11 protein-coding genes are annotated in these 17,023 nt (G+C 63.6%); 7 read left to right on the top strand and 4 right to left on the bottom strand.

Features of this window, described 5'->3' with window-relative positions; all coding sequences use genetic code 11:
* Nucleotides 1-17: 17 nt before the first annotated feature.
* Nucleotides 18-875 carry a phytanoyl-CoA dioxygenase family protein gene (locus NLY43_RS20170; protein WP_502882179.1) on the bottom strand — a complete coding sequence of 286 codons (858 nt, stop codon included), beginning with the start codon at nucleotides 873-875 and terminating at the stop codon, nucleotides 18-20.
* Nucleotides 876-1,049: 174 nt separating this feature from the next.
* On the opposite strand from NLY43_RS20170, the gene NLY43_RS20165 reads away from it, so the two are divergent.
* The 3 genes from NLY43_RS20165 (at nucleotide 1,050) to purH (ending at nucleotide 5,557) form a co-directional block, all read left to right on the top strand.
* A complete protein-coding gene (locus NLY43_RS20165) occupies nucleotides 1,050-1,892 on the top strand; it encodes a helix-turn-helix transcriptional regulator (protein WP_023712038.1) in 843 nt (280 codons plus the stop codon).
* 217 nt (nucleotides 1,893-2,109) lie between these two features.
* Entirely contained in the window at nucleotides 2,110-3,834 is a 1,725-nt protein-coding gene (locus NLY43_RS20160) for a heparinase II/III family protein (protein WP_023693200.1), read from the top strand.
* Nucleotides 3,835-3,940: 106 nt separating this feature from the next.
* A complete protein-coding gene (purH, locus tag NLY43_RS20155) occupies nucleotides 3,941-5,557 on the top strand; it encodes a bifunctional phosphoribosylaminoimidazolecarboxamide formyltransferase/IMP cyclohydrolase (RefSeq protein ID WP_023712039.1) in 1,617 nt (538 codons plus the stop codon).
* A gap of 44 nt (nucleotides 5,558-5,601) precedes the next feature.
* On the opposite strand, the gene NLY43_RS20150 is transcribed toward purH, so the two are convergent.
* Together NLY43_RS20150 and NLY43_RS20145 are read right to left on the bottom strand one after the other, a co-directional pair.
* Nucleotides 5,602-6,981, bottom strand: coding sequence for an MFS transporter (locus NLY43_RS20150; protein WP_023712040.1), 1,380 nt, complete (start codon nucleotides 6,979-6,981; stop codon nucleotides 5,602-5,604).
* A 262-nt stretch (nucleotides 6,982-7,243) separates the two neighbouring features.
* Nucleotides 7,244-12,034 carry an NAD-glutamate dehydrogenase gene (locus tag NLY43_RS20145; protein ID WP_023712041.1) on the bottom strand — a complete coding sequence of 1,597 codons (4,791 nt, stop codon included), beginning with the start codon at nucleotides 12,032-12,034 and terminating at the stop codon, nucleotides 7,244-7,246.
* 130 nt (nucleotides 12,035-12,164) lie between these two features.
* On the opposite strand from NLY43_RS20145, the gene NLY43_RS20140 reads away from it, so the two are divergent.
* The gene (locus NLY43_RS20140) at nucleotides 12,165-12,728 is read left to right on the top strand and encodes a peroxidase-related enzyme (protein WP_023712042.1); all 564 of its coding nucleotides are present in this window, start codon (nucleotides 12,165-12,167) and stop codon (nucleotides 12,726-12,728) included.
* A 7-nt stretch (nucleotides 12,729-12,735) separates the two neighbouring features.
* Nucleotides 12,736-13,686, top strand: a complete 951-nt coding sequence (locus tag NLY43_RS20135; RefSeq protein ID WP_156935557.1) for a hypothetical protein — start codon at nucleotides 12,736-12,738, stop codon at nucleotides 13,684-13,686.
* A gap of 529 nt (nucleotides 13,687-14,215) precedes the next feature.
* On the opposite strand, the gene NLY43_RS20130 is transcribed toward NLY43_RS20135, so the two are convergent.
* The gene (locus NLY43_RS20130) at nucleotides 14,216-14,830 is read right to left on the bottom strand and encodes a LysE family translocator (protein ID WP_023712044.1); all 615 of its coding nucleotides are present in this window, start codon (nucleotides 14,828-14,830) and stop codon (nucleotides 14,216-14,218) included.
* A 141-nt stretch (nucleotides 14,831-14,971) separates the two neighbouring features.
* Here NLY43_RS20130 and NLY43_RS20125 point away from each other — a divergent pair, with 141 nt between their 5' ends.
* Both NLY43_RS20125 and NLY43_RS20120 read left to right on the top strand, forming a co-directional pair.
* On the top strand, nucleotides 14,972-16,006 hold the full coding sequence (locus NLY43_RS20125) for an L-idonate 5-dehydrogenase (protein WP_023712045.1): 1,035 nt from the start codon (nucleotides 14,972-14,974) through the stop codon (nucleotides 16,004-16,006).
* Between the two features lie 340 nt (nucleotides 16,007-16,346).
* Entirely contained in the window at nucleotides 16,347-16,976 is a 630-nt protein-coding gene (locus NLY43_RS20120; RefSeq protein ID WP_023712046.1) for a DUF1062 domain-containing protein, read from the top strand.
* The last annotated feature ends 47 nt before the right edge of the window (nucleotides 16,977-17,023 follow it).

Genomic DNA, 17,023 nt, shown 5'->3' with positions numbered 1-17,023 from the left:
CCGACGCGACGACATGCCTAAAGCATGTCGTTCAGACTCCAGTGCTTCCTCCACCTTGCATCGATCTCATCATCCACATTCTGGTAGCGGATATCGGTGGAGAGCCGGATACGCCCCTCCGCACTCTGGTTGGTCGTCGAGGCGTGGATCATATAGGGCGAGTGGAGGACGACATCGCCGGCCTCGAAATCCGCGATCAGCCAGCGTGTATCGAACCGCTCCGCCATGTCGGGCAGGTCCTTCGACACCCAGCCGCCCTCGCTCATGTTCCTGTTGTAGGCGCTGATGCGCTCCTGCGGGCTCAGCCCGGCATTGTCCCTGGCGAACCGGGCTTCCATGTCGAGGCCGATGGCGTGCGATCCCTCGAGATAGACCAGGCCGCCCATGTCGACGGGAACGTCGCCGATCGGGATCCAGGCCGTGACGATGCGGCTGGTGCCGCCGCGAAGATAGACGAGATCGTAATGCGCCGGCGTCGCCACGGCGGTGCCCGGTTGGGTGAAGCGCATGATCTTGCGCTTGTGCAAATAGGACAGCCCGCCGACAAACCCATCCATCAGCCGCGCCATCCGGGGCTGTGCGCAAAACCCTTCATAGGCGGTGGAGCGAACCAGCGCCATCAACCGGCGATCGGCGAGCTGACGGTCGAACGTGCCGGCGGCCGCCGCCAGGCCAAGCGCGGGATCGGACCCGGGCTGCAGCAAGCCGGTGTCGGCCAGATACGAAAACACCCAGCCGCGAAAATCGATGACGTCGCGGCGCGGCAGCATACTTTTCAGCCAGACATAGCCTTGCTCGGCAAGGAGGCCGCGAATGGCATCGATGCCGACCCCGGCGTCGGTTGGCACGAGATGACCCAACCGGTTCGGCGCCATCGATAATGTCTTGCCGTTGGCGTTCAGATCGATTGACGCAACAGGAATCTGTCGTTGCGTGCCACCTGTTGAGCTTGACATTTCAGCCACCTGCGATTTTTTATCCTTAGCTGGAAATGTCATACTGTTCGCACACTCGCCCATGGACAGAACGAAGCCATGGACTTTTCGCTCATGAACGATCTCTCTTACGCACTCTACAGATCCGCACCGGCCGCGGCCGGCGGCCTGTCGGTTACAGGGATTGGTCGGCATCGCGTCACTCAGGCGATCCAAGCGCGCAAATTGCCGGAATTCGCCGTGGTGCTGATTGAGAACGGTCAAGGCTGGCTTGAAACCAGGACTGCCGGCATGCAGACGATCCAAGCGCCGGCCCTGTTCTGGCTGCTTCCCGGGAGAATGCATTCCTACGGGCCGGACGCATCGGGCTGGCTCGAACGCTGGGCGCTCTTCGACGGGGCCTTGATACGCGATTTCACCCGGCTGCGGCTGATCGCCGAGGACGCCCCTGTCGTCCCCTTGCGCGACCTCGGCAAAATGCAGCGGCTGTTCGACAGGCTGCACGGTGAGCTGTCGCTCGATACGATGCTGAGCCAGGCAGAAGCCGCCGCCACGATGCATCGCATCGTCGTGCGTGCTGCCCGCCAGGCAATGGATTGGAACAACCGTCAACGAAACCCCAGCCTCCAGGATGCCGCTGACATGCAGCCCATCATCGACGAATTGCGCCGCTGCGCGTGCGACCCGGTGGATCTCGATGCCTTCGCCGCGAAATTCTCGATGTCGCCGGCAACCTTGCGGCGCAGATTTGCGCGGGCAGCCGGCATGTCGCCCAAGGCCTTCCAACTGCGCACGAGGCTCGACCGCGCCAAACAGATGCTGGCCGCCTCCGATTCGCCCATAGAGTCCATTGCGGCCGCCGTCGGCATCCACGACGCCTTCTATTTCTCCCGTCTGTTTCGCGACCGGGAAAACTGTTCGCCCAGCGAATTTCGGTCTCGCCACAACCGCAAGTGAGTGCCGGATTGCCGGGCTTAAACCCGCGAAGCGCTTGACTTTTTTCGGGGCGGGTCGGTGGCCGGCAGCGTGAGGCGCTTCACGTCGGCGGAATTCGACTTCGCACAAGTTCTTGAATCATATAAGCTTGTGCTGGGGTACCGGAACATGATGCCGAAAAGTGTGACGCGGTTTTCGGGCGACAGCATGCTCTATCTCCAGGCGACGAGGAGGGGTTTTGGCACTGGCTGCCGGCAGCACGACACGTCTGTGGACGCTTGTCGCTAAGGAGTTTTGGCGCAAGACGCGCCGGCGCCTTCGCGCAGGGCCAGTCTATCGCTGGCGCTATTCCGGGCGCACGCCCGAACGCGTCCTGATTGCACCGCCCGACCTCAGGCTCGCCGATCCGCAGATCGCGCTCGAGATCTATTATGGCCGCTATCCGCTGTCGGGACATCTGGTCGAGACCGGCGGCAAATCGCCATTCCAGATCGATGTCGCCAATCGCGGCTGGGTGAAGACGCTGCACGGCTTTCGCTGGCTGCGCCATATGCGCGCCGCCGGCACCGAGCTGGCCGCCGCCAATGCACGCGCGCTTGTCTCCGACTGGATCGCCATGCATGGCAACCAGATTTCCGGCATAGCCTGGGAGCCCGGCACCACCGCCAAGCGAGTCATTGCCTGGTTGCAACACTCCTCGGTTGTCCTACAAGGGGCCGAATTTCCGTTCTATCGCGCCTTCCTGAAATCGCTCGCCGTGCAGATCCGCTATCTCCGCTCGATGGCGCGCGAGATGCCGGACGGCAAGGACAGGCTGCGCGCTCGTATCGCGCTTGCCTTCGCCGCGCTGTCGCTGCCGGCGCCGGCCTCGGCACTGCGCGGCGCCACCCGCAACCTGGCGGAAGAACTCGACCGCCAGATCCTTCCCGATGGCGGCCATATTTCGCGCAACCCGATGGCGGTGCTCGAATTGCTCGCCGATCTCCTGCCGCTGCGTCAGACCTATGCCAACCAGGCCGAAACGCCACCGGCCGCCCTGATGGGCGCCATCGACCGCATGCTGCCGGCGCTGCGCTTCTTCCGCCATCAGGATGGCAGCCTCGCCCGCTTCAACGGCATGGGCGCCACCATCCACGACCGTATAGCCACCATCTTGCGCCACGACGACACCGCCGGCGCGCCGCTGCTGCACGCGCCGCATTCCGGCTATGAGCGCCTGTCGATGGGCGGCGTGACGGTGATTGCCGATACCGGCCCGTCGCCGGCCGTCGATGTGTCCAACGCCGCGCATGCCGGGTGCCTGGCCTTCGAACTCTCGTCCGGTCGCCAGCATTATATCGTCAATGCCGGCATCGACACCTATGGCGCTGCCGAGTTCCGGCCGCTGGCCCGTGCCACCGCGGCGCATTCGACCGCCACCATCAACGACACCTCGTCGGCGCGGTTTTCCCATTCGCTGCGCGTCAACGACCTGCTCGGCTCACCCTTGCTCGGCGGCCCGCAGCATGTGCCTTGCAAGCGCATCGACCAGAAGGGCACGCAAGGCTTCATCGCCCGCCATGACGGCTATATGCAGCGCTTTGGCTTCCTGCATGAGCGCGAGCTGAAACTGTCGAGCGAGGGCAATGTGCTCGCCGGCAGGGATCGCTTCCTCCGCCCGGGCGGTGCGGCGATCCGCAACAATGGCCGCGACTTCGTCGTGGTGCGCTTCCACATCCACCCTGATATCAACCTTTTGCAGGACGAGCATGACCGCCTGGTGCTGACCGCCGACCAGGCCGACACATGGGTGTTCACCTGCACCGAAGTGGTGCCGGAGGTCGAGGAATCGATCTATTTCGCCGGCCTTGGCGGCCCGCGCCGCAGCCGCCAGATCGTGCTCGCCTTCAAGGCCTCGGAGATCGCCGAGGTGCATTGGCAGCTCACGCGCACCGGCATCGCCGGCTATCCCGAGAACAGCTGAGCGTCGTTGCCGGCGCCGGCTTGATCGAGCTTCCGGCTTGATTTCCTGACCTCATGTGCTACGGCCCGGCAACGCTCTCCAATCAGCCCTGAAAGGCCGCCAGCCCATGGCCGTCGCCGCCAAGAACATTCCGGCACCCGACCTCCTTCCGGTCCGCCGCGCCCTGCTTTCCGTCTTCGACAAGACCGGCCTGACCGACTTCGCCAAAGGGCTGGTCGCGGCTGGCGTCGAGCTGGTCTCGACCGGAGGTACGGCAAAGGCGATCGCCGAGGCGGGGCTGGCGGTGCGTGACGTCTCGGAACTGACAGGCTTTCCCGAGATCATGGACGGCCGCGTCAAGACGCTGCACCCGTCGGTGCATGGCGCACTGCTCGGCGTGCGCGACGATCCCGAACACGCCAAGGCGATGCACGATCACGGCATCGAGCCGATCGATCTGCTCGTCTCCAATCTCTACCCGTTCGAGGAGGTCCGCCGCTCCGGCGCCGACTATGCCGCTGTTGTCGAGAACATCGACATTGGCGGCCCGGCGATGATCCGCGCCTCGGCCAAGAACCATGCCTATGTCGCCATCGTCACCGATCCCGGCGATTATGCCTCGGTGCTGAACGCGCTAGAGATGAACATCGGCTCGCTGTCGCTGGATTTCCGCCAGAAGCTGGCGGCAAAGGCCTTTGCCCGCACCGCCAGCTACGATGCGGCGATCTCCGGCTGGTTCGCCGAAACGCTGGAGATCGAGCATCCGACCTGGCGCGCCTTCGGGGGCAGGCTGGAAAGTGTCATGCGCTATGGCGAGAACCCGCATCAGAGCGCCGGCTTCTATGTCAATGGCGACAAGCGGCCGGGGGTCGCCACGGCTCGCCAGTTGCAGGGCAAGCAGCTGTCCTACAACAACATCAACGACACCGATGCCGCCTTCGAGCTGGTGGGCGAGTTCGACCCCAACCGCTGCGCCGCCGTTGCCATCATCAAGCACGCCAACCCGTGCGGCGTCGCCGAGGACGCTTCGCTGGCTGCTGCCTATGCGAGAGCGCTGGCCTGCGACCCGGTTTCGGCCTTTGGCGGTATCGTCGCCATGAACCGCATCCTCGATGCGGAAGCGGCGCAGGAGATCGTAAAAACCTTCACCGAGGTGATCATCGCGCCGAACGCGTCGGAGGACGCTGTCCGCATCATCGCCGCCAAAAAGAATTTGCGACTGCTGGTCACCGGCGGTCTGCCCGATCCGCACGCCGGCGGCATCACTGTGAAATCCGTCGCCGGCGGCATGCTCGTCCAGGGCCGCGACAACGCGGTGGTCGACGATCTCGAGCTCAAGGTGGTGACCAGGCGCGCACCGAGTGCGGCCGAGATGGCCGACCTCAAATTCGCTTTCCGCATCGCCAAGCACGTCAAGTCGAACGCCATCGTCTATGCAAAAGACGGCGCTACCGTCGGCATCGGCGCCGGCCAGATGAGCCGCGTCGATTCCTCGCGCATCGCCGCCCGCAAGGCCCTCGACGCGGCGGAAGCAGCTGGCCTCGCGGAGCCGTTGACCAAGGGCTCGGTGGTCGCCTCCGACGCTTTCTTCCCTTTCGCCGACGGGCTGATCTCAGCCATCGAAGCCGGCGCCACGGCGGTGATCCAGCCCGGCGGCTCGATGCGCGACGACGACGTTATCGCCGCTGCCGACGCGCATGGCATTGCTATGGTGTTTACCGGCGTGAGGCATTTCAGGCATTGAGCGCCTCTGCCTTTTCCCACAAGGGGAGAAGGAAAAGTGCGGCGCTATTCCACCGGCTGATCCGCCGGGTACGGCGTCCAGATCAATATCGCGATCCCAACGCCCAGGAACAGCACGATGGCCGCCATGCCGAGCCGCGCCGAGCCGCTGGCGAGCGTGATCGACGCCACCATGAACGGCGCCAGGAAACTCGTGGCCCTTCCGGCCAGCGCATAGATGCCGAAATAGCGGCCGGATTCGGCTGCGGTCACGCTGCGCGCCATGTAGGAGCGTGACGACGCCTGCACCGGTCCGAACGCCAGCCCGATTAACAGGCCATAGAAAATGTAGGCCTTTTCCGCCGCCGTGCCGAACAGGCCGCCACTATCGGCTCCCGGCATCATCCAGGCGCCGAACAATGTGTAGCCTGGCCCGGTCGAAACGATGCCGATGGTGGCGATGCTGAGCAGGACGAGCGAAATCATCACGATGGTCTTGGAGCCAAGCGCGGTGTCCAGCCATGCGGCAACCAGGCAGCCGACGATGGCGACGACGTTGAGGATAATGCCGAACATGCCGATCTCGGTGATCGACCAGTGGAACATCGCTGCCGCAAATGTGCCGCCCAAAGCGAGCAGCGCATTGACGCCGTCCTGATAAATCATGCGGGCGACAAGGAAGCGGAAGATGCCTTTGCGCCGGCGCACTTCAGTCAGCGTCGACTCCAGTTCCGACAGCCCCTCGCGCACCGCCGGCCCGATCGGAATGCCTTTGATGGCGTCTGGCGTGAAGAAGAACATCGGCAGGATGAACAGGAAATACCAGCCGGCCGACAGCGGCCCGGTGGCGCGCGCGTCCTCGCCGAGTTTCGGGTCGAGCCCAAAGAGCGGGTCGATGCCGATGATCGTCTTGCCGGTCTCCGGCGAACCCGCCAGACAGGCGACGACAAAGATCAGCGCGATCATGCCGCCGAGATAACCAAGTCCCCAGGCAATGTTGGAGACGTGGCCGATCTCGCTCTTCGGCACCAGGCGCGGCATCATCGAATCGTTGAACACGGTCGAGAATTCCGCCGCGACCGAAGCGAGAGAAAAGAACAGCACCACCAGGAAAAGGTTCGAGCCGGGAGCGGCGAACCATAGCAGGCAAAGGCTGATGATCTTGATCGAGGCGAAGAACGCAATCCATGGCTTGCGCGGCCCGGTCTGGTCGGCAATCGAGCCGAGGATGGGAGACAGCACGGCAATGACCAGGCCCGCAACAGCGATGCCGTAGCCCCAGGCCGCCTGGCCTGAGACCGGATCGCTCGCCATGCGCGAGACGAAATAAGGCCCGAAGATGAAGGTGGTGACGACGGTGAAAAACGGCTGCGCCGCCCAGTCGAAGAACATCCACCCCCAGATGCCACGCCCGGATGCCCGCTGCACTGCATCTATCGCCGCCATGATGATTCCCCCGGACACCGCGCTTGTCGGACGCCATGTCTGCATGTTTCGAATGCTCATGCAAACCGCCAAAGATTCGCGCTGCCCCTCACCTGGATGTCGCCGCTGTCTACCTGCATAGAGACGCGAAGAAAGGCGCCGCGCCCCTACCTCCCCCTTGTGGGGAGGTCGGACCGAAGGTCCGGGTGGGGGTCGGTGCCGCACCCCCACCCCGCTGCTTCGCAGCGACCCTCCCCACAAGGGGGAGGGTAAGTCCCGAGCCTCACATCCCCGTCAGATCGCTCATCAGCCCCGAAGCCACCGACAGCCTGGACACGGTGATATCCCCGCCTTCGGTCAGCGCCTGCAGCCGCTCGCGAATGCGCGCCACGCGCTCGCCGCCGGCTTCCAGCCAGGCCGCCACAGGATCCGCCGTCCCGGCATGGCCGGCGAGAGCCGCCACCGCGATGCCGCGCCGCGCCGCGCCGATCGTGTCGGTGGCGCGCGACAGCGCCAGCTGGTCGTAATAGTCCGACGGCGTGATAGAACGCGCCGCCTCTTCGACGCGCGGAATGCGGAAGGCATCGCTGACGGCGAAGAACGCCTTGGCCGAGGCGACGACGTCGGCATTGGCCGTGCGCGCCGTCAGTGCGATGTCGGGGATCAGTCCCGCCACATCGGCCATTGCCAGCTGCCCGGCGAGCTTTTCCGGGGCGCCGGCCTTGAAGAGGCCGTGCCGCCGCTCTTCGACCCGCTCGCGCGAGAAGGCCGGTAGCAGCGAGAGCAGCTTCGGCTCCAGCGCCATGCGCGCCTCTTGCAGTTCGGCAATGCGCTGGCCGAGCGCTGCGGTGCCGGCATCGTTCTTCAGATACCAGCCGCTGGTCACGAAGATAAGCCGGCTGACGGACTGGTAGAGATCGAGCTGCGCCTGGCCGTCGATGTGGCTGTCCAGCGCATCGATCTCCCGATAGAGCGCCGGCAACGCGAAGCCGTCGCGCACCACGGCGAAGGTGCGCACCACGTCGGCCGCGCTGCGCCCCGTGGCTTCCTGCAGCCGGTTGACGAATGACGGTCCGCCGCGATTGACGAGATCGTTGGCGACGACGCGGGCGATGATTTCGCGGCGCAGCCGGTGGCCATGGATCTCGGCCGCATATTTCTTCGCCATCCGGTCAGGGAAATAGCCCATCAGGTCGCGGTCGAAATGCGCGTCGTCAGGCACGTCGCTGGCGACGATGTCGGAAAACAGCACGATCTTGGCATAGGCGAGCAGCACGCCAAGCTCCGCCCGGGTCAGCGGCTCGCCACGCGCCTCGCGCTCGGCAAGGGCGGCCGGCGACGGCAGCGTCTCGACAGCGCGGTCGAGCAGGCCCCGAGCCTCCAGCGCCGCCATGAACCGGCTCTGGTGCGCGATGTCGGCAAGGCCGCGCTTGCGGGCGATGGAAAGCGCCAGCGTCTGTTCGTAATTGTTGGACAGCACGAGGCCGGCGACCTCGTCGGTCATCTCGGCCAGCAGCTTGTTGCGGGCCGGCCGGGTCAGCGATCCCTTGCGCATGGCGGACGCCAGCGCGATCTTGATGTTGACCTCGACGTCGGAGCAGTTGACGCCGCCGGAATTGTCGATGGCATCGGAGTTGCAGCGACCGCCATTCATGCCGAATTCGATGCGGGCACGCTGCGTGACGCCGAGATTGGCGCCCTCACCGATCACTTTGGCCCGCACATCGAGCGCGGTGATGCGGATGGCGTCATTGGCGCGGTCGCCGACTTCGGCATTGGTTTCGCCCGAGGCCCGTAAATACGTGCCGATGCCGCCGAACCACAGAAGGTCGACGTTCGCCTTGAGGATGGCGGTCATGATCTCGGCCGGTGTCGCGGTGGTCTTGGCGAGGCCAATCGCCGCCGCCGCTGCCGCAGGCAGCGTGATCGACTTCTGGCTGCGCGAGACGATGACGCCGCCTTCCGACAGTTTGGTCTCGTCATAGTCCTGCCAAGACGAACGCGGCAGCGCGAACATGCGCTCGCGCTCGGCCATCGACGCCACTCTGTCTGGATCGGGATCGATGAAGATGTCGCGATGGTCGAAGGCGGCGATCAGCCTGGTCTGCGGCGACAGCAGCATGCCGTTGCCGAACACGTCGCCCGACATGTCGCCGACGCCGACGACGGTGAAGGGGGTGGCCTGGATGTCGCGGTTGATCTCGCGGAAATGCCGCTTGACCGCTTCCCAGGCGCCTTTGGCGGTGATGCCCATCTTCTTGTGGTCGTAACCGGCCGAGCCGCCGCTGGCGAAGGCATCGTCGAGCCAGAAACCGTGTTTCTCCGAAATGGCATTGGCGGTGTCGGAGAAGGTTGCCGTGCCCTTGTCGGCGGCGACGACAAAGTAGGGATCGTCAGGATCGCGCCTGACGACGCCGGCTGGGGGTATGACGCCATCGAGGCCGATATTGTCGGTAATCGACAACAGGCTGGAAACGAAATTCTTGTAGGCCGAGGTGCCGGCCTCGAAGATGGCGTCGCGGCCGGCGCTCATCGGCAGCTTCTTCGGATAGAAGCCGCCCTTGGCGCCGACCGGCACGATGACGGCGTTCTTGACCTGCTGCGCCTTGACCAGGCCGAGCACCTCGGTGCGGTAATCCTGGGCGCGGTCCGACCAGCGCAGGCCGCCGCGCGCAACCGGGCCGAAGCGCAGATGCACGCCTTCGACCTCGGAACCATAGACGAAGATCTCGCGCCACGGCCGCGGCGCTGGCAATCCTTCGACCGCCTGCGAGTCCAGCTTGATCGCCAGCGACTGGCCCCGCGCCTTCGTTCCCGCAACGAAATGGTTGGTGCGCAACGAGGCTTCGATCAGGTTGAGATAGCGGCGGATGATCGTGTCGTCATCAATGTTAGGGACTTCCTCCAGCGCGTCCTTGATCTTGGCCTTGAGGTGCTTGGCGGCGATCACGCCTTCCGTCTCGGCGGTCGGGCCGAGACGAGCGACGAACAGCGCATGCAGGCCGCGCGCAATGTCGGGATAGCGGTTGAGCGCGGCCGCGATGAAATCCTGGCTCTGCGGGATACCGGCTTGCTGCAGGTAGCGGCCATAGGCGCGCAGAATGCTGACTTCGCCCGACCACAGGCCGGCGGTCTGGGCAAGCCCGTTATAGCTGTCATTGTCGATGTCGCCGCGCCAGACCGACAGGAACGCGTCCTCGAACAGCGCGCCGCCATCGCTGAGGTCGATCGGCTTGCCGTAGCTGTTCTCCAGTTCCATGTCGTGGACGAAGACGGTGTCGCCGCCGTCCTCGCCAACTTCGAAGGTGCGCTCGCTGATGACGCGGAAGCCGATGTTTTCCAGCACCGGCACGCGACGCGACAGCGCTACCGGGCTGCCGTGGTGGTAGATCTTCAGCGCTGCCTGATGCGGTTTCTGCTCGGCATGGCGGTAATAGTCGATGGCGATCGGGTTGGCGGTGCTGATGCCGGCGATGCGCCCCGCATCCTTCAGCGCGACGGCCGCGCTGAAGGAATCGCGATAGCTCTCAGGCAGACGCGCGGCGATCGCCTTCAGCGATGGATCGCCGCCGACGGCTTCCGCGGCTTCGGCCAGCGCGTCGTCCCAGGTTCGCACGATGTCGCGGATCGCCGCTTCGATCACCGCCTGCTCGACCTTCGGCGTCTTGCCGCCGGAGCGGCCGATGATGAAATGCACACGCGCCAGCCCGCCCTCGGGGAAAGCCGGATAGTAAGCCGACAAACGGCCCTCGAAGACGGTCTTGAGATAGGTGCCGATCTTCTCGCGCACGACGCTGTCATAGCGGTCGCGCGGCACGAAGACGAGGATCGAGACGAAGCGGTCGAACTGGTCGGCGCGCACCAGCGCCCGGACCCGCGGCCGCTCGACCAGGCCGAGAATGGCCGCGGCGTGCTTCTTCAGGATCGGCACCGGCACCTGGAACAGTTCGTCGCGCGGATAGCTCTCCAGAACGTTGATCAGTGCCTTGCCGGAATGGTCGTGCCGGTCAAAGCCGGACTTGGCGATGATGGTCTCGGCCTTTGACCTCAGATACGGGATTTTCATCACCGAGCGCGTGTAGGCAGTCGAGGTGAACAGGCCGACCATGCGCAACTCGCCGGCAAGCGTGCCCTTGGCGGTGTAGGTTTTGACGCCGATATAATCGAGATAAATGCGGCGGTGCACCAGCGACTTGGCGTTGGCCTTGGTGACGATCAGCGGCTCCGGCCCATGCAGGAAGGCGCGGATTTCGGGCGTCGTCGTCACCGCCTCGGTGCCGCGCCGGAGCACCAGCACATCCGGGTCGGCGAGGATGCCGAGACCGGGTTTGTCGGCGCGCTCTAGATTGCCGCTCTCCGCGCCACCGGAATATTTGAACTCGCGCATGCCAAGGAAAGTGAAATTGTCGTCGCGCAGCCATTCAAGGAAGGCGATGGCCTCGGCAACGCTCTTCTTGTCGAGCGGCACGGCGGAATAGCGGAATTCGGAAATCGCCTGGTCGAGACGGGCGAGCATCGGCTTCCAGTCGCTGACGGCGGCGCGCACCTGGTTGAGCATCTTGCGCAGGCGGTCGGCCAGCGCGTCGGCCTGCTCCGCCGTCAGGCGCGGAATATGGACATGGACGACGCTCAGCCGGTCGTGATTGCCATCGTCCTTGAGGGCGCTGCCGTCGCCGAGGATCTCGTCGACGCCGGCCTTGCCGTGACGCACGACGATGACCGGATGGGTGACCAAAGTCGGTTCGCCGGCAGTTTCTGTGATCTCGCCGAGGATCGAATCGAACAGGAACGGCATGTTGTCGTTGACGACGGTGATGATCGTCATCGGGCGGCCCTCGCGGGAGACGCCCGACCCGGCATCGACGGCGACGACACTTTGGCCCTTCTTGTGGGCGGCGACCGCACGTCCTGCCAGGTCGGCGGCGCGCTCCAGGTCGGCGGCGTCATAGGCGGCAATGTCTTCGGCCGGCGCGCGGGCCAGCAGATAGTCGGCGAGCCTGGCCGGCTTCCCGTCGGGTTTCACCCCGGCAGTGGCTGTTTTCTTCGGCTTAGCTGCGGATTTCACGCTCGCCATGTTGTCCTCCCGTCACATGCTTTTACGACTATGGTAGCAGATGACCGCTGTTTGGCGACAAAGGTTTGACGGCTCGATAAGAATTACAGGAATTCGACGGTCAGGCGGCGGTGAACCAGGAGGAGACCCCATGTCCGGCAAAATCAGCGCACTTGACCTCGGTATCGCGGAGCTGAGCGAGGCGACAAAAGCCTATTTCGCCAAATGCGAGGAAAAGCTCGGCCTGGTTCCCAACGTGCTTCTTGCCTATGCCTTCGACGAGAAGAAGCTGCGCGCCTTTACCGACACCTACAATGATCTGATGCTGAGTGAATCCGGCCTGTCGAAGCTGGAGCGGGAGATGATCGCGGTCGTCGTCTCCTCGATCAACCATTGCTATTATTGCCTGACCGCGCATGGCGCGGCGGTGCGCCAGCTCTCCGGCGATCCGGCTCTCGGCGAGATGATGGTGATGAACTTCCGCGCTGCCAATCTTTCACCGAAACAGACGGCGATGCTCGAATTCGCCGTCAAGCTGACGGAACAGCCGGCAAAGATCGTCGAGGCGGACAGGGAAGCACTGCGCAACTCCGGCTTCACCAACCGCGACATCTGGGACATCGCCTCGACCGCCGCCTTCTTCAACATGTCGAACCGCGTGGCGGCGGCCATCGACATGCAGCCGAACGACGAATACCACGCCATGGCGAGGTGAGGGTTAAGTGGTTCGAGCTTCTATCTTTGCAGCCGCCATCGTATCGGTTTTGCTGGTAGGCCATGAAACGCATGGTGAGACAACCGCCCCCGCCGGCGCATCCATTTCCCTTCCCTACCAACCAACCGCGGGACAAGTCTGGCTTGTCGAAATAGAGCGGACGAAGACGATTGCCGATCGCGGCGTCACCTCAACGGAAAGAGGCAGGATCAGCGGTCGATATGAAGTGATAGAAAGCCGCGAAGGCGGCTATTCCTCTGCCTGGACCACTACAGAACTTAGCAGCGGGCCAGTCCCGCTTTACAATTGGGCTACCGTCTCGGCGCTTCGCGGAATGCGCATCGAGTTCGATACCGACATTCGGGGAGCGCCTGTTGCCCTGAAGAGTTGGCCAGCTTTTCGAGACGTCGTCGAGAAGGAGCTGTTCGCACTGCCCAAATACGCCAATCACGAAGCAGCTCAAAATACGATTCGTAAGTTTTTCGCGGGTCTAACTCCCGAGACGGCTGTTCCTTACTTCCTACAGGAACTTGATATCATAGCGGCCTGCCAGAACAGCGATTTACCCATAGGCAGGGAAACAGCGTCGACCGACACGACGCTAAATGAAGCCGGTGACCCCTTCGCCAATTCGCGCTCGAGTCTGCTCGTTGGCGTCGATCAGATTGCGCGGACGGCAACGTTGAAATTCCACATGACCTCGGATGCCGAGAAACTCTCCGGGGTTCTTGTCGACACGGTCGAGAAACTGAATCCAGAAACGGGTAAAACGGAGAAGCAGATCGTCCGTACCGATGCTGCGGTTCACAAATCAAACACAGCTGACTGCACGGTCGACATCGATAGCGGCGTGACCAGACATGTTTTGTACGAGGAAAAGCTTGAGGCAATTGGGCAGAACAGGACAAAGGTGTTCGGCGACATATGGAACATAACTGTTACGCCGACAGCTAAATAGAGAGTCGTAACGGCGGCCATCGATATGCGGCCGAACGAACGATATCACGCCATAGACGAGATAACTCATGACCATAGACACCTCAGGCAAATGGTGGGTTGGAGGGAACCACGGACATCGCAGAATACCTGGAGGGGTATGCCTCCGAAGGATATGAGGTTCACGACTTCAGGCTCGCCCGCTGCAAGTGCGGTTCCATCTCGTTTCTCCTCGATGCCGACGATGACGAGGGTGTAGCGCGACGAACATGCACAGCCTGTGGCTCCGAGCATCTTATCTGCGACAGCGAGGAATTTTGGGACGAAGCCCAGCCGGAACGATGGGCGTGCACCGAGTGCGGCTCCGAAGCTGCAAACATCGGCGTCGGGTTTTCCATCTACCCGGGACGTGGCGGCGTTCGCTGGCTTTATGTTGGCGAACGATGCGCGCCTGTGGCGTTTTGGGATGCTTCGCCGGCTGGAAAGTGGGCACCGGCGACAGCATGGACCTGTTGGACAAAGTCTAGTTTTGAGGTGCCATAGAAAGGCGATCAGGATCGCGCCGCGATGGCCGCGGCGGCGCCGGCCATCGTCGTGGCGCTGACGCGGTTGGCGATCTTCATGGCGCGCTTGCTTTTCAACAGCTTGCGCGCCTGTGACGCCGCGATCACCCAGGCGAGATCGATGGCGATGAGCACAACCGCCATCGTCGCCGTCAGTTCGACCCAGCCGATGACGCTGACCGAAGCAAGGTCGATGATCGTCGGCAGCAGGGCCAGATAAAACATCATGATCTTGGGGTTGCCGAGCGTCACCGCCATGCCGGCAAAGAAGAGCTTGAGCGGCGAATCCTCACGCGGCATCTCGCCTTCCCTGGCCTCGACCGGCGCCGTCCACATCTTCCAGGCGAGGTAAGCGAGGTAGGCGACGCCCACCCATTTCACGACGACGAAGGCGAAATGAAACGTCTGCGCCACGACCGCCAGCCCGAACACCGCCAGCGACAACCAGATGCCCTCGCCGATCCACATGGCAAGCAGGAACGGGAACACGTCGCGAAAGCCCTTCGAGATGACGCGGGCGACAAGGGCTGCGATCGACGGTCCGGGCGAACCGGCGGCGACGAACAAAGCGGCGGCGAAGATCAGGAGCGAGGTGAGGTGCATGACGGAGCCTTCGAGCGTTGGATGGCGAAGAATATCCGATCGGCGTCAATTTGGCACCCCTCTGCCTGATGGGCCAACGAACGCGACACATTTCGGAGATCGGACTTGCCCGTGCCAGCGGTTTGAGAAAGGATCGCGGCCGTGAAATCAATCGTCATCCACGCCGCAAAAGACCTGCGCATCGAAGAGACCGATTCGGGCGCGCCTGGCGCCGGACAGGTCGAAATATCGGTCGAGGCCGGCGGCATCTGCGGCTCGGACCTGCACTACTACAATCATGGCGGCTTCGGCGTGGTGCGCCTGCGCGAGCCTATGATCCTCGGACATGAGGTCGCCGGCACGGTGAAGGCGCTTGGCGCCGGCGTCTCCAGCCTCGCCGTCGGCGACCGCGTCGCTATTTCGCCCAGCCGGCCCTGCAATGCGTGCCGATACTGCCTGCAGGGCGTGCAGAACCAATGCCTCGACATGCGATTCTACGGCAGCGCCATGCCGATGCCGCACATACAGGGGGCCTTCCGCCAGCGCCTCGTCGCCGAGGCTTGGCAGTGCCACAAGATCGCCGATTATGTCTCCATCAACGAAGCCGCCTTTGCCGAGCCGTTCGCGGTAACGCTGCATGCCGTCAACCGCGCCGGCTCGCTGCTCGGCAAGCGGGTCTTGGTCACCGGCTGCGGGCCGATCGGTGCGCTCAGCATCCTTGCCGCACGTGTCCACGGCGCGCGTGAGATCGTCGTCACCGATGTCATGGACGCGGTTCTGGCCAAGGCCAACGAGATCGGCGCCGACCGCACCATCAATGTCGCCACAGATGCCGACAAGCTCGCTGGCTACAATGTCGAGAAGGGCAGTTTCGACGTCATGTTCGAATGCTCCGGCAATGAGCGCGCGGTGCGAGCCGGGCTCGATGTGCTGAAGCCGCGCGGGGTGCTCGTGCAGCTCGGCCTAGGCGGCGACATGTCGCTGCCTCAGAATCTCATCGTCGCCAAGGAGATCGAAATGCGCGGCTCCTTCCGTTTCCACGACGAGTTCGCGCTGGCCGTCGATCTGATCAACAACCGTCGCGTCGACGTTAAGCCGCTGCTGACCGGCATCTATCCAATGGACGAGGCGGTTGCGGCTTTCGAGATCGCCGGCGACCGCAACAAATCGATGAAGGTACAGATCGCCTTCGCCTGAGCAGGGCGAGACACCCTATGAACCTTGCCCGCTCGGCATCTTGCCGCTAGAAGAACCGTCCCGACATTCATTTCGAGCTTCATTTTGCCTCAGTAACCGCCGGTCTCGCCAACTCCCCTGATCACGCTTGGCAGGGCGCCGCACTAAGCGGTGCCTGCTCCATTTCACGTGTTCCTCAGGCGGCGGTTCGAGACCGGTTTGGCACTGCTGAACCGTTGTCGCGCGCTTTGCCGCCCGTGACAGCTGATTTCCGACATAGCTAGCTCTCGCCACGCCGTGCCCGCATGGGCATCTCGCCATTGCCGACCTGAAGAACTTCCACACTGGAAGGTCTTCCGGCTTGTCCCAACATCTCGCTATCCACTGGGCAATCACGCCCGAAATCGCGCCTCGACCCCTGGTCCACTGCAACCGCTGCAGCGCCGTGAAAGCCTATCGCTGCAGCGACAAATTCCGCGTCAACGCCAATGGCAAACGCATTGATGTCTGGCTGATCTATCGCTGCATCGACTGCGACAATTCGTGGAATTTCGGCATTTTCGAACGCTGCAACCGCCGCGACATCGAACCCGCGCTGCTGGCAGCGCTCGAAAGCAACGATCCGGCCCTCGCCCGCCGCCATGCCTTCGATGTCGTGGCTTTGCGAAACCGGGTCAGCCGCGTCGAGGAGTTTCCCGATGTCGCCGTTCACAAACACCGGCTCGGCGGCGAAGGCCGACCCGCAGCCGCGCTTGAAATCAGGCTTGGGCTGGAAATGCCGACATCGCTGCGGCTCGACCGTCTGCTCGCCGGCGAACTCGGCATCTCCCGATCAAGGCTTCAGGCGCTGGAGGAGAAACGATTGCTGGTTGTTGTTCCCGAAGGCGCCAGAGCTTTGCGCAAGCCGGCCGGCGACGGCACGGCGATTCGCATTGACCTGGCCGACGAGCCGGATCGTGAAGCCATCATTTCGGCTGCCGTGGGTGAATGACAAGAGGGGCGAAGCACCGGTGCTTCGCCCCTCTCGAATTTAGACAA

The sequence above is a fragment of the Mesorhizobium sp. C416B genome (assembly GCF_030323165.1).
GTDB lineage: Bacteria > Pseudomonadota > Alphaproteobacteria > Rhizobiales > Rhizobiaceae > Mesorhizobium.
This window is presented reverse-complemented; position numbering and strand designations above follow the sequence as displayed.

Excerpts from the sequence above, each read along its gene's own strand:
- NLY43_RS20170 (WP_502882179.1), bottom strand. The coding sequence starts at position 875 with ATGGCGCCGAACCGGTTGGGTCATCTCGTGCCAACCGACGCCGGGGTC.
- NLY43_RS20165 (WP_023712038.1), top strand. The coding sequence starts at position 1,050 with ATGAACGATCTCTCTTACGCACTCTACAGATCCGCACCGGCCGCGGCC.
- purH (WP_023712039.1), top strand. The coding sequence starts at position 3,941 with ATGGCCGTCGCCGCCAAGAACATTCCGGCACCCGACCTCCTTCCGGTC.
- NLY43_RS20150 (WP_023712040.1), bottom strand. The coding sequence starts at position 6,981 with ATGGCGGCGATAGATGCAGTGCAGCGGGCATCCGGGCGTGGCATCTGG.
- NLY43_RS20145 (WP_023712041.1), bottom strand. The coding sequence starts at position 12,034 with ATGGCGAGCGTGAAATCCGCAGCTAAGCCGAAGAAAACAGCCACTGCC.
- NLY43_RS20140 (WP_023712042.1), top strand. The coding sequence starts at position 12,165 with ATGTCCGGCAAAATCAGCGCACTTGACCTCGGTATCGCGGAGCTGAGC.
- NLY43_RS20130 (WP_023712044.1), bottom strand. The coding sequence starts at position 14,830 with ATGCACCTCACCTCGCTCCTGATCTTCGCCGCCGCTTTGTTCGTCGCC.